Consider the following 13,136-nt stretch of genomic DNA (forward strand, 5'->3'; position numbering starts at 1 on the left):
GGTGTCAGATCGCAGCGCCGTCGTTCACTTTTGCTCAAACGGGGTCAGTTGGTCCCAGTCGAAAACCACTCCGGTCCCTGCGGTGTTCGGTGCCACCGCCATGTGCTCTTCGATCACAACCGGCCGAGTTGTGTAGCGCTCGATCGGGAACGAGTGCATCTCGATCCAGCCCGCATTGGGCTGGGCCGCCACAAGGCTTACATGCAGTTCCTGCATCCCGTGCGAGCAGGGGGAGATCCCGTTCTCGTGGCACAGTGCGGCCACTTGCAGCCATCCGGTGATCCCGCCGCAGTTCGACGCGTCAGGTTGCAGATAGGTCAATTTGGCATCGGCCACCGCATATTCGAACTCGTGAATCGTATGAAGGTTCTCTCCCATCGCAAGCGGCATGCCGGTCGCTTCAGCGATGCGGCCAAAACCTTTGTAGTCGTCGGGGATGGTCGGCTCTTCGAACCACATCAGGTCAAACGGCTTGAACGCATTCGCCGCCTTGATCGCCTGATCGACGCTCATCGAATAATTGGCGTCCACCGCAAAAGCCACATCCGGCCCGATCATCTTCCGCACAGCAGCGATGCGTTCAATATCCTCGGCCAAGGTCGGCTGCCCGATCTTGATCTTCACCCCGTTCAACCCGCGATCCAGAAACGCCTGCAAGCTGTCCAGCAGCTTGGGTAAAGCAAACCCCAGATCAATTCCGCCGCCATAGGCCCGGCATCTATCCGACGCGCCGCCTGCCATTTTCCACAATGGCTCGCCAAGCGCCTTGCCCCGCAAATCCCACAGCGCAATATCCACCGCAGAAATGGCAAAAGAGGCGATCCCACCCCGCGCCACGTAATGCACATGCCACTGCATGGCGTCATTCAACGCCTCAACGTCGCTTGCATCTTGGCCAACCAGAAACGGGGTCAGGTCGTCGCGGATCATCGCGGCAATCGCGGTGCCGCCTTTTCCGCCGGTATAGGTATAGCCCGTCCCCTCGGAGCCATCTTCCAGCCGCACCGTCGCGGTGATCAGTTGGAAAAAATGGTGGTCGCCATGCTTGGCATCCACCAGCACCTCGTCCAGTGGCACATTAAAAAGCCGCGTCTGGACCGAGGCGATTTTCATAGATGCGCGCATTCCGGCACTGGCGTCTTCAACGAGCCGTCTGCTTTCCATTGCAGCAAGTTGTCCACCGTCAGCGCGCCCATGGCCGCACGTGTCTCATGCGTGGCGGAGCCGACATGCGGCAACAGCACCGTGCGATCCGATGCCTTCAACGCGTCAGGAATATGCGGCTCCCGCTCGAACACGTCCAAGCCCGCCAGCCCCAGCTTGCCGCTGTCCAAGGCCGCAATCAAGGCGTCCTCGTCTACGACAGAGCCGCGCGAGACGTTGATCAACATGCCCTTTGGCCCCAGAGCTTCCAACACATCTTTGTTCACGATCTTGCTGGTCGACGGCCCACCAGGCGTGATGCACACCAACACGTCGCAAGCTTTCGCCATCTCCACCAGATCGGCGTAATAGGTATACGGCACGTCTTTCTTGGTCCGTGTGTGGTACACGATGGTCGGGTTGAACACCGACAAGCGGTCGGCAATCTCCTGCCCGATGCGCCCCAGCCCCAAAATCCCGATGGTCTTGCCATCGGGCGAGTTGGACAAAGGAGCGTTGCCCTTGGCCTCCCAATCGCCCGACCGCGCCCATGCTTCGTCATGGCGGAAGTTCCGCAAGCCCGCGAGCAGCAACAGCAGGGTGGTATTGGCCACCTCGCCATTCAGCACATTCGGCGTGTGCGAGACTTTAATCCCCCGCGCCACGCAGGCATCGGTGTCCACCGCGTCATAGCCGACGCCATAACCGGACACAGCCTTCAGGTTTGGCAATGCCGCCATAACCGCAGGCGGAACCCCGTCATGGCCATTGGTCATCACCGCCTCGACAGAGGCCCCGTGTTCCCTTGCCCACGCATCCAAATCTGAAATTTCGGAAAGCTCGTGTATGGTGAATTCCGGCGTAAGGCGCGACATCATCTCTTCAGTCGCGCCGCCAATCTTCAAAAGGCCGGGATTGCTCATGTGTCTTCGCCCACAGTCTGGCGCTGCGTCCCAAGGCCTTCAATCGTCAGCTCCATCACGTCACCTTTCTTAAGGTAAACCGGCTCCGGCTTGATCCCCATTCCCACACCCGGAGGGGTGCCGGTGGTGATCACATCGCCTGGATACAGGGTCATCAGGCCAGACAAATGCTCGATGATCTGCGCCACGGTGAAGATCATCGTGTTCGTGTTACCAGTCTGCATGCGCTTGCCGTTCACGTCCAACGACATCGCAAGGTTTTGCACGTCGCCAACTTCGTCCTTGGTGACAAGCCACGGGCCGGTCGGCCCGAACGTGTCGCAGGATTTGCCCTTGGTCCATTGGCCGGTCAGTTGTGTTTGGAAGTGCCGCTCGGAGACGTCATTGATCACGCAGTAGCCTGCGACATAGTCCAAGGCGTCGGCCTCGGAGACGTATTTGCACTTCTTGCCAATGACAACACCCAGCTCGACCTCCCAATCCGTATGGGTGGAGCCGCGGGGCATTATGACGTCGTCATTCGGCCCCACGATGGCAGAATTCGCCTTGAAAAACAGGATCGGATGTTCGGGGATCGCAGCGCCCGTTTCCGCCGCGTGGTCCGAGTAATTCAGCCCGATGCACAGAAACTTGCCAATATTGCCGACGCAGGCCCCAAGGCGCGGGTTGCCTTTCACCTCGGGCAGGTGGTCAGGTTTCACTTCGCTCAACGCATGCAACACCGCGTCACCCAGATGCGCGCCGTCGATATCCTTCACATGATCGCTCAGATCACGAAGCACGCCATCAGCGTCAATCATGCCGGGTTTTTCTTCGCCTTTTTTTCCGTATCGAACCAGTTTCATCTCACATCTCCCTTAATGGTTGTCGCGCGGCATATATTTGCGCGCAATGTCTTGGTATTTGGTGGCACCTTCCAGCGTCATCCCCTCCGAGAACGGACGCACCATGGCGCGGAAAATCTCCTGCCACGGGGTCTGGCTGTCCGGCACCTCGATGGAGCCGTTCACCAGCTTCTCCGCGCGGCGCTTTAACTCGGCATCATCCACCAGCATATCAGCCGTGCATTTACGCAGATCAATCCGCACACCGTCACCGGTTTTAACCAAGGCCAATCCGCCACCATCCGCCGCCTCGGGCGATGCGTTCAGGATCGACGGCGACCCCGACGTTCCCGATTGCCGCCCGTCACCGACACAGGGCAGGGCGTGGATACCTTTCTTCAACAGGTATGCCGGTGGCCGCATATTCACCACCTCCGCACCGCCCGGATATCCTTTCGGCCCCGCGCCGCGCATGATCAGGATGCAATGCTCGTCAACGCCAAGGCTCTCGTCGTCGATCTTGTGATGGAAATCCTCCGGCCCGTCGAACACAATGGCACGCCCCTCGAAGGCCTCAGGATCATCTGGATTCGACAAATATCGCGTTCGAAATTCCTCGGAAATCACGCTGGTCTTCATGATCGCGCTGTCGAACAAGTTGCCCTTGAGGTTGATGAAGCCCGCATCCTTCAACATCGGCGCGTCAATCGAATAGATCACGTCGTCATTGCCCGTCAGCACCCCGTCGCAATTCTCCGCCATGGTCTTGCCATTGGCGGTCACCGCATCCGGATGAGGCAGCAGCCCCGCCTTCAACAACTCGCCGATTACCGCAGGCACGCCGCCCGCGCGGTGATAATCCTCGCCCAGATACTTGCCCGCCGGTTGCAAGTTCACCAGCAACGGCACCTTATGCCCGATGCCCTGCCAGTCGTCATTGGTTAGCTCGATGCCTAAGTGTTTAGCCACCCCGTTCAAATGGATCGGCGCATTGGTAGACCCGCCAATGGCCGAGTTGATAACGATAGCGTTTTCAAAGGCTTCCCGCGTCATGATGTCAGATGGCCTTAAGTCCTCATGCACCATTTCCACAATGCGTTGACCGGTGTGGTAGCTGATCTGCCCCCGCTCGCGATAGGGCGCGGGGATGGCGGCAGAGCCGGGCAATTGCATCCCCAAAGCCTCCGCCAGAGAGTTCATCGTGGTCGCCGTCCCCATAGTGTTACAATAGCCCACAGACGGCGTCGAGGACGCCACCAGATCCATGAACCCGTCATCGTCGATCTCCCCCGCCGCCTGCATCTCACGGGCCTTCCATACGATGGTGCCGGAGCCCGTGCGCTCGCCATTGAACCAGCCGTTCAGCATCGGGCCCACGCTCAGGGCAATCGCAGGTATGTTCACGGTTGCCGCCGCCATCAGCAGGGCAGGGGTGGTCTTGTCGCAGCCGATATTCAGCACGACGCCGTCAATCGGGTAGCCGAACAACGTCTCCACCAAGGACAGATAGGCAAGGTTCCGGTCCAGCATCGCGGTGGGCCGCTTGCCGGTCTCCTGAATGGGATGCACAGGTATCTCGATCACCGTGCCGCCCGCCGCAATCACCCCGTCGCGCACCCGCTTGGTCAGCTCGATATGGTGGCGGTTGCAAGGCGACAAATCGGACCCTGTCTGCGCAATCCCGATAATCGGCTTGCCCGATTGCAACTCCTCGCGGGTCAGCCCGTAGTTCAGATACCGCTCCAAATACAAAGCGGTCATTTCCTGATTGTCAGGGTTGTTAAACCACTTCTGCGATCTCAGCTTCGACTTATCCGCCATCTTCACATCCCGTTAAGGTTAACGCGCGCCGCTCAGAGCAACACCCTTGTTTCCATTTGGTCAAAAATACTCAAATTCCGGACCCTAGCCGGACCACCCGCCGTCGATGATATGCGGCTGACCCGTCGTGAACCCGCTCTCGTCGCTGGCCAGATACACCACCAGAGCCGCGATCTCGTCCGCCGTCGCGATCCGCCCCATTGGCTGGCGCGCCACGAACTGTTTCTTCGCTTCTTCATAGCCGCCGACCTGCTTGCCCAATGCGTGCAAGCGGTCTTCAAGCGACGGGCTTTCCACCGTGCCGGGGCAGATGCAATTGCAGCGGATTCCCTTGGTGATGTAGTCCACCGCCACCGATTTTGTCATCCCGATCACCGCCGCTTTTGTGGTGCCATAAATGAACCGGTTCGGCGCACCGATAATCGACGAGCATGCACTCGACATGTTCACGATCGAACCACCGCCCCGCTCCAGCATCCCCGGCAGCGCCGCCTGAATCATCCGCCACATGGCCCGCACGTTCAGGTCGAACGCAAAGTCCCATTCCGCGTCCGTCGCGTCCAGAACGGTCCCGTGGTGCACGAACCCCGCGCAGTTGAACAACACGTCCGGATTAGCCCGCGCCACGCCGTCTTTCACCGATACCCCGTCACGCACATCCAGCACGAAAGTTTCCACGTTGTCATGTATCAAATCCGCCAGCGCATCCGCATTCACATCGGTGGCAAACACCTTCGCCCCCTCGTCGGCCATCGCCAGCGCCGAGGCGCGTCCGATACCCTGCGCCGCCGCAGTGACGATTACGCGCTTTCCCGCAAGTCTCTGACGTTCCACGAAAAATCCCCCAATTCTTGCTGTAAATCGACGCGGCAGTCAGGCAGATAACCCTGCGTCATACGTCAATGCCTAGAACCAAATTTAGCGGGCTTCAATGCTTTTCACGCCCGACACCATGCCCTACTGTTACCGCAAACAGCAAAAACAGGGCTTCCACGGGGACATTCATGCAAAACCAGAAAATCACTCTTCTCGGCACCGGTCTCATGGGGGCGCCCATGTCGCGAAACATCGCCAAGGCGGGGTTCCCACTTGCGGTCTGGAACCGGTCCCGTAGCAAGGCGGAACCGCTGTCCGAGGCCGGCGCAACTGTGCACGACACGGTGCCGGAAGCTGTCGAGAATGCGGACATTGTGATCTCCATGCTTGCTGACGGGATCGTTGTCGGCAGCCTCGTCAACGATTCCGCCGTAACCGGCGCGATGAAGGCAGGAGCGCTCTGGATCGACATGTCATCCGCCAAGCCGGAAGAGGCCCGCGCGCAAGCCGCGCATCTGTCGGGCCTAGGCTTCCAACACCTTGATGCGCCCGTGTCCGGCGGCACCAAAGGCGCGGAGGCGGGCACGCTCGCCATCATGGCAGGCGGCGATGCGGACGCGTTCGCCCGCGCCGAGCCTGTGCTCAACGCAATGGGACGCCCCGTCCATGTCGGCCCCACCGGTTCCGGACAGCTCGCCAAGCTCGCCAATCAGGCGATCGTCGCCGTCACCATTGCGGCAGTGGCCGAGGCGATGTTGCTCGTTCAAAAGGGCGGCGCCGACCCTGCCGCCGTCCGCGCGGCACTCAAAGGCGGCTTCGCCGACAGCACCATCCTGCAACAGCATGGCGCGCGGATGACCGAGGGCAACTTCGCCCCCGGCGGTCTGTCCAAATTCCAGCTCAAGGACCTCGACAACCTGCTGAACGAGAGCGGCCAGCTGGGCCTGAAACTCCCAGTCTCCGAGATGACCCGTGACCGCTTCGCTGATTTCGTCGAGAACATGGACGGCGCCGACAAGGATCACTCCGGCCTCTATCTCGAACTGTTAAAGCGCAACGGGGTGACAGCATGAGGACCCTCATCCTCGGTGGCGGCGGCATGGTCGGCCAGAAACTGGCCCGTCACATTGTGGCAAACGGATTGAACGGCCAACAGGTCGACATCACCCTGCACGACATTGCGTTCCCACCGGACCCCATCGCCGGTGCCACTCAGATCAACGGCTCCATCGCCGATGTAGGCACGCTCGAAGCTCTAGCCAAAACCAAACCGGACGTCATTTTCCACCTCGCCTCCATCGTGTCGGGGGAGGCCGAGGCCGATTTCGCCAAAGGCTGGGCCATCAACATGCACCCGACCTGGGCGCTGCTCGAAGCGCTGCGTGCGGAGCATGAGGCCGACCCCAGTTACCGCCCGCGCATCGTTTTCACGTCCTCCATCGCGGTGTTCGGCGGGCCGTATCCCGACAAAATCAGCGACGACTTCCTGTCCGCCCCGCAAACCAGCTACGGCGCGCAAAAGTCGATCTGCGAGACGCTGATCTCTGACTTTTCCCGCAAGGGCTTCATCGACGGCATCTCCATCCGCTTGCCCACCATCTGCGTGCGCCCCGGCAAACCCAACGCCGCCGCGTCGTCGTTCTTTTCGGGCATCATCCGCGAGCCGCTGAACAGGCAGGAGGCCATTCTGCCGGTCGCCGACACGACGCGCCACTGGCACGCCAGCCCACGCTCCGCGACCGGCTTTCTGACCCACGCCGCAACCCTCGACACCGATCTGCTACAGAATCGCCGCGCCCTGAACCTGCCGGGCGTCAGCTGCACCGTGGCCGAACAAATCGAGGCGCTGCGCGACATTGCTGGCAATGACATGGTGAAACTGATCAAGCCACAGCCCGATCCGGTGATCCAGAAAATCGTCGAAGGCTGGCCGCGCAACTTCGCGCCGGAGCGCGCGCTTGCGTTGGGCTTCAAGGCGGAAAGCAGCTTCAAGGAGATCATTCAGGTCTATCTCGATGACGACCTGAAACGACTAACCTAGGCGCGGTCAGCCTTAGCTGATCATGTTGCGCGCAAGGTGGTCATGGATGTGCTGGCGGCAAAGCGCCTCATCGCGGGCAAGGGCGGCTTCTAGGATCGCGCGATGCTCCTCGATATTGTCGACATAGTAGCCGTAATTGCTGGCGCGGGACACCAGCTGCTGGCGGAACTGGTCGTAGATCGTTTTGTAGGTCTCGCGCAGCAGTGGCGAATTGCAGGCCGAAATCAACGTGTCATGGAATTCCCATTCGGCGCTCGACCAAAGCGGCAGTACATTCTCGACTGAGCCTGTGCGACGGACCTTGCCCTCGATATGGCTCAGTTTGTGATGCGCCGCCGAAAGCCGCGCTTCCCATTCGATGTCGCCGTGTTTCATCGACAGGCTTGCGCCTTCCTGCTCCAGCAAAATGCGGAACTGCGTCAGGTCATGCTGGCGCTCGCGTGAGGTGCGTCGGGCGCGAAAGCCGCGTTGTTCCTCGAAGGCCACAAGCCCCGCGGTGGACAGCCGGAACAGCACCTCGCGGATGGTGTTGGCCGAGCAGCCATAGAGGTGGCGCAGCTCTTCGGATTTCAGCTTCTCGCCATGGTCGAATTGCGCGGTGACCAGTTTTCTATGAAGGTCGTCATAGATCGCAGGCGTATCCATTTTCGGGACTGTCGCGGTGTTGGTCATCAATGCTCTCCTGCTCGGGGCCGATCTAGCGCAGCTTTGCGGCGAATGCCAGTTGTGCGGTCGGGCTGACTACAAAGCTATCCCAAATAATTTTGAAATTGCAATGAAATTTCAAAATTAGTGAAAAATTAGAATATTTGTTGGCAGCGCCAGATTCGGTTGCTAGGGTCATCGGACGCAGGGTCAACATTGGGGGGAGGCCTCCGCCTGATCTGAAATGCGAAAACAGTATATTCGTCTGGGAGGACACCATGAAGATTTTGAACACCGCCGCGAGTTCAGTCGCGGCTTTGGCTCTGCTTGCCACCGGCGCGGTCGCTGACGGCCACGCGACCACCAAGCTCCGCATCCAAACGCACTACGCTCCGGAATCGATTTCGGGCAAGCTAGCGACCGAATATGTGGAAAACATCAAAGCCATGTCCGGCGGCGCCATCGACGTCGAGATGTTCTACGCCTCCTCCGTTGTGAAGTCGGTGGAAACCTTTGACGCCGCCGCTTCCGGCATTCTGGATTGCGACATGACAGGCGGCGCTTACCAGACCGGTAAGAACCCTGCCTTCCAGTTCGTGGGCGACATCATGGGCGGCTACGACACGCCTTACCAGCAGCTGTCCTGGCTGTATTACGGTGGCGGTCTGGAAGCAGCAGCGCAGCTTTATAACAAATATGACATGGAGCTGATCGGCTGGTGGATTTACGGTCAGGAAAGCTTTGCCTCGACCAAGCCAATCGCCAAGGTCGCGGACTTCAAGAACTGGAAGTTCCGCTCCCCTCCCGGCATGGAAACCAAGATCTTCGAGAAGCTGGGCGCATCGCCCATCGTGATGGACTTCACCGAGATTTTCACCGCGCTGGAAACCGGTATCATCGACGGTGCGGACGCATCCGGTCTGGCAAACAACAAGTCCATGGGCCTGTATGACATTGCCAAATATGCCAACTTCCCGGGCTTCCACTCCATGCCGTCCGACCACCTTGCCTGTAACAAGGCGGTATTCGACGCCATGCCGGAAGCACATCAGCGCATCATGAAGGTTGCCATGGAATCGCTGGCTCTGCGCACCGCGCTGACCTTCGAAAAGCTGAACGCCGAATCCGCATCGGAACTGCGCGCCAATGGTGTGACCCTGTCGCGTTGGGGTGACGAAGACATGGCTGAGTTCCGCAAGGCGGCTCAAGCCACATGGCCCGAGTTTGCGACCACACCGGAAGCCAAGGCGCTGGTAGAGAGCCACATGGGCTACCTTACCCAGCTGGGCCTTGTGTCCGAGTAAGACCAAAACCTTGTGGGAGGTCGCGCGTGCCGCGACCTCCCTCACATTTTGGCCTGACGTTTGATCATTACAATCAAAGTCTCCAATCCGCGTCATTCCAACGGCGTGGCAAGGGGGTCCGTTTCCAAAAACGATAGGGGGGCAGATGAGCGACGCGACACAACACCCGAAATCCGGCAGCCTGATCGAATGGGTCATGCCCTTGGCCTTCATCGCGGCGGCCGCGTGGCTGACATGGCACATGCCTGCCTTCATTCTCGACTTTGGCGGCCCGAACGATCAGCTTTCTGCGCTCTATGCCTCGCTGGACCTGACCCCCAATCTGCACACCCCGCTGACACCCAACGCCGACATCATCGACTGGATCGCGTTGATTTCGGTGCCGATCCTGTTCGTCTTCGGCGCACGCACGGTGCGCCGCGCCCCGATGGAGTTCGAAAGCTGGCGCGCCGCGGACCGCTCCTCGGTCTTCATCGGTCGGGTGACCATGATGCTGGTCGTGCTGCTCACCTCGGTGATGATGTTCGAGGTGGTGCTGCGCTACGTATTCGAGGCCCCGACGCTGTGGGCCAATGAGCTGTCGCTCTGGCTCGCGGGTTTTGTGTTCCTGTGCGCAGGGCTCTACGCGATGCAGCAGCGCAGCCATATCCGCATTTTCCTGCTCTACGATATGATGCCCCGCGGCCTGCAACGGGTTTGCGACGTGATCTCAACCCTGCTGATCGTCACTTTCACCTTCTTCCTGATCTATGGCGGCTACGGCGAGGCATTCACCAAATTCATGCGCTGGGAAACGTTTGGCACGGCTTTCGATCCGCCGATTCCCGCGACGCTGAAACCCATGGTGCTGATCGTGGTGGCATTGGTGGCAGTTCAGGCAGTGGTCAACCTGTTCTCGGACTGGAACGCCGAGCCGGTGATGCACTCCGCCGCCGATGACATCGACGCGGATGAAATCGAGCGCTTGAAAAAAGCCGTCGGCGCCGACGGTATCGGGGACATGGACGTCACCCGCAGCGCGGTACAACACACAAAGGCGGGGCAAGACTAATGGATATCGGCACAATCTCTCTGGTCCTGATGCTGGGCCTGATGGTCCTGCTGGCCATCGGCATGCCGCTCGGCTTCGCCTCTGCAATCCTCGCCGCACTGGTGTTGGTGATGAAGTTCGAGCCCACTCTGCTCGCCAACCCCTTCACCTTCGGGGAGGGCATGCTGACAGGCAGGCCCGGCTCGGGGCCGCTGAATATTCTGGCGCAGAAAATATACGGGCTCTTAACGGACTACGTCCTCATATCCATCCCGCTGTTCATCTTCATGGCGTCCTTGCTGGAACGCTCCGGCATTGCCAAGGACATGTATTCGTCGCTCAACGTCTGGCTGAACCGCACCCGTGGCGGCATCGCCATCGTCACGTCGATCATGGCCGTGATCATGGCCGCCATGTCCGGCATCATCGGCGGTGAAGTTGTCCTGCTGGGCCTGATTGCGCTGCCGCAAATGCTGCGCTTGGGCTACAACCAGAACCTTGCCATCGGCACGATCTGCGCGTCGGGTTGCCTCGGCACCATGATCCCGCCCTCCATCGTTCTCATCATTTACGGCTTGATTACCGAAACCTCGATCAAGGCGCTATTCACCGCGTCCTTCCTGCCGGGCTTCATGCTGGCGTCGTTCATCATCATCTACATCATCATCCGCACGCAGCTGAAGCCGGAAGACGCGCCATTGCCGGAGACCGTTGCGGGCGAGCCGCGAGGTCGCGAAAAGCTGATGCTGTTTCTCGCCTTCCTGTCGCGCCTCGTGTCGGGCTTCTCTGCCTTCTTCTTGCTGCGCGTTTTGTTCTTCGAATTCTCCGGCCAGAACGCGGGCAACACGGGTGCGGATATCCGCTTCGGCACCATGGACTACGCGCCATGGTTCGGCGGCGCGGTTCTGATAACGCTGGTGCTGAGCTACTTCGTCTTCGGTCGCGAGCGATCGCGCCTGGGCTGGAAAATGGGCAAGGGCCTCGTGCCGCCGATCATCATCATCGGCGTGGTTCTGGGCTCCATCTACATGGGTATCACGGGCATCACAGAAGCCGCTGGCATGGGCGCAGTTGCCGTGCTGGTCATGTCCGCCCTGCGCGGCGAGGCGTCGTTCGATCTGGTCTGGGACTCGCTGATGCGGACGCTGAAATCCACTGGTACGATCATCTGGGTGACAATCGGTGCTGCGGCCCTGGCAGGGGCCTATACAATCGCGGGTGGTCCGGTCTTCGTGGCGGACCTCGTGGTCGGCTCCGATCTACCAAGCATGGGTATCATCCTGCTGATGATGCTGATCTTGTTGTTCATGGGCGCGTTCATGGACTGGGTCGGCATCGTGCTGCTGATTATCCCCGTCTTCCTGCCCATCGTGCAGCGCTTGCCCATCGAGGATATCGGCATCTTCGGAGAGCTGAACCCGCGCCACCTTTCGATCTGGTTCGGCGTGGTGTTCTGTATGAACATGCAGGTCAGCTTCCTGTCGCCGCCCTTCGGCCCCGCCGCGTTCTACCTGAAATCGGTGGCTCCGGCGCACATCTCGCTGACCGACATCTTCAAAGGCTTCCTGCCGTTCATCTGCATCCAGATGGCCGCGCTGTCGGTGCTGCTGATCTGGCCACCCATCGTCTCAGTCCTGTTGCCGTAGGAGGGGCCCATGCTCAGTACAGACCAGATCGCCGCGTTCAATCGGGACGGCTATCTGGTCGTCCCCGATGTGGTGCCGCAAGATGTGCTGGGGCGCGTGCGGGCGGAATATGCAGCATTGCTGGATGACCTCTATGCGGGCTGGGATCTGCCCGCGGCGACCAGCTTCGAGGAAAAGCTTATCACCGCCTACCGCGCGGGCCGCGACTGGTTCCAACCGATGGACATATCGCTGCCGGGTGACCGCATCGCGGCAGATACGCCCATGCATTTCGGCCCCGCCGTGTTCGAGATGGCCACGCATCCCCGCCTGCTTGATATGGTCGAGGATTTGATCGGGCCGGAGATCACCTCCAACCCGATCCAGCACGTGCGCATCAAGCCCCCCGCGACCGACCTCAAGGCTGACGAGGTGCGCGCGCATATCACCTCCACCGACTGGCATCAGGACCGCGCGGTGGCCTTGGAGGAGGCAGACCAGACCGAGATGGTCACCGTCTGGCTTGCCGTCACCGACGCCACCGTGGAAAACGGCTGCCTGAAAGTGCAGCCTTTCAACGGCCCGCAAGACATCCTGCCTCATTGCCCGAAAAAGCAAACCGCCATCGCGGATCAGTTCATCGACGAAGACGGTGCCGTGCCGTTGCCTGTGCCCTCCGGCGGGGCGGTTCTGTTCCACCCGCTGGTCCCGCACGCATCTTTGCCGAACACTTCGCAAGGCATCCGCTGGTCGTTCGACCTGCGCTTCAACAAGACCGGCCAGCCCACCGGCCGCAGCCATTTCCCCGATTTCATAGCCCGCTCCCGCGCGCGGCCTGAAACCGAGTTGCACGACTGGAAGGCATGGCGCAGCATGTGGCAAGACGCCCGCGCACGCCTTTCTGCCGAGCCTCATATCGACATTCACCGCTGGACCTCCGACGCGCCCTATTGCGCTTGAAAGT

Annotated in this window: 12 protein-coding genes; 6 read left to right on the forward strand and 6 right to left on the reverse strand. The window is 60.2% G+C overall.

Annotation, left to right across the window (positions count from 1 at the left end; genetic code table 11):
* Nucleotides 1-24: 24 nt before the first annotated feature.
* The 5 genes from BDE40_RS01340 to BDE40_RS01360 form a co-directional block, all read right to left on the reverse strand.
* Nucleotides 25-1,113 carry a mandelate racemase/muconate lactonizing enzyme family protein gene (locus tag BDE40_RS01340; protein WP_134012118.1) on the reverse strand — a complete coding sequence of 363 codons (1,089 nt, stop codon included), beginning with the start codon at nucleotides 1,111-1,113 and terminating at the stop codon, nucleotides 25-27.
* Nucleotides 1,110-2,066 carry a 2-hydroxyacid dehydrogenase gene (locus tag BDE40_RS01345; protein ID WP_134012120.1) on the reverse strand — a complete coding sequence of 319 codons (957 nt, stop codon included), beginning with the start codon at nucleotides 2,064-2,066 and terminating at the stop codon, nucleotides 1,110-1,112. Before BDE40_RS01345 ends, BDE40_RS01340 begins: the two co-directional genes overlap by 4 nt.
* Nucleotides 2,063-2,911, reverse strand: a complete 849-nt coding sequence (locus BDE40_RS01350; protein WP_134012122.1) for a fumarylacetoacetate hydrolase family protein — start codon at nucleotides 2,909-2,911, stop codon at nucleotides 2,063-2,065. The genes BDE40_RS01345 and BDE40_RS01350 overlap by 4 nt, the downstream gene beginning before the upstream one ends.
* Before the next feature lie 12 nt (nucleotides 2,912-2,923).
* Entirely contained in the window at nucleotides 2,924-4,711 is a 1,788-nt protein-coding gene (locus BDE40_RS01355; protein WP_134012124.1) for an IlvD/Edd family dehydratase, read from the reverse strand.
* Nucleotides 4,712-4,795: 84 nt separating this feature from the next.
* On the reverse strand, nucleotides 4,796-5,545 hold the full coding sequence (locus BDE40_RS01360) for an SDR family oxidoreductase (RefSeq protein WP_134012126.1): 750 nt from the start codon (nucleotides 5,543-5,545) through the stop codon (nucleotides 4,796-4,798).
* A gap of 68 nt (nucleotides 5,546-5,613) precedes the next feature.
* Between BDE40_RS01360 and BDE40_RS01365 the strand changes: the two genes are divergently transcribed.
* Entirely contained in the window at nucleotides 5,614-6,600 is a 987-nt protein-coding gene (locus BDE40_RS01365) for an NAD(P)-dependent oxidoreductase (protein WP_134012128.1), read from the forward strand.
* Nucleotides 6,597-7,568 (forward strand): D-erythronate dehydrogenase, encoded by a 972-nt coding sequence (gene denD / locus BDE40_RS01370; RefSeq protein WP_134012130.1) that lies wholly within the window; start codon nucleotides 6,597-6,599, stop codon nucleotides 7,566-7,568. Before BDE40_RS01365 ends, denD begins: the two co-directional genes overlap by 4 nt.
* 12 nt (nucleotides 7,569-7,580) lie before the next feature.
* Here the strand turns inward: denD and BDE40_RS01375 are convergent, their stop codons facing one another.
* Nucleotides 7,581-8,240, reverse strand: a complete 660-nt coding sequence (locus tag BDE40_RS01375; RefSeq protein WP_246030325.1) for a GntR family transcriptional regulator — start codon at nucleotides 8,238-8,240, stop codon at nucleotides 7,581-7,583.
* A gap of 251 nt (nucleotides 8,241-8,491) precedes the next feature.
* On the opposite strand from BDE40_RS01375, the gene BDE40_RS01380 reads away from it, so the two are divergent.
* From BDE40_RS01380 to BDE40_RS01395, 4 genes are all read left to right on the forward strand, one after another.
* On the forward strand, nucleotides 8,492-9,517 hold the full coding sequence (locus BDE40_RS01380) for a TRAP transporter substrate-binding protein (protein ID WP_134012132.1): 1,026 nt from the start codon (nucleotides 8,492-8,494) through the stop codon (nucleotides 9,515-9,517).
* A gap of 145 nt (nucleotides 9,518-9,662) precedes the next feature.
* Nucleotides 9,663-10,568, forward strand: coding sequence for a TRAP transporter small permease subunit (locus BDE40_RS01385; protein WP_246030326.1), 906 nt, complete (start codon nucleotides 9,663-9,665; stop codon nucleotides 10,566-10,568).
* Nucleotides 10,568-12,193, forward strand: a complete 1,626-nt coding sequence (locus BDE40_RS01390; RefSeq protein ID WP_134012134.1) for a TRAP transporter large permease — start codon at nucleotides 10,568-10,570, stop codon at nucleotides 12,191-12,193. The genes BDE40_RS01385 and BDE40_RS01390 overlap by 1 nt, the downstream gene beginning before the upstream one ends.
* A 9-nt stretch (nucleotides 12,194-12,202) precedes the next feature.
* Complete coding sequence (locus BDE40_RS01395; RefSeq protein WP_134012135.1) at nucleotides 12,203-13,132, forward strand: phytanoyl-CoA dioxygenase family protein; 930 nt, start codon at nucleotides 12,203-12,205, stop codon at nucleotides 13,130-13,132.
* Nucleotides 13,133-13,136 lie beyond the last annotated feature (4 nt).

This window comes from Litoreibacter halocynthiae, from assembly GCF_004365635.1.
Classification (GTDB): Bacteria; Pseudomonadota; Alphaproteobacteria; order Rhodobacterales; family Rhodobacteraceae; genus Litoreibacter; species Litoreibacter halocynthiae.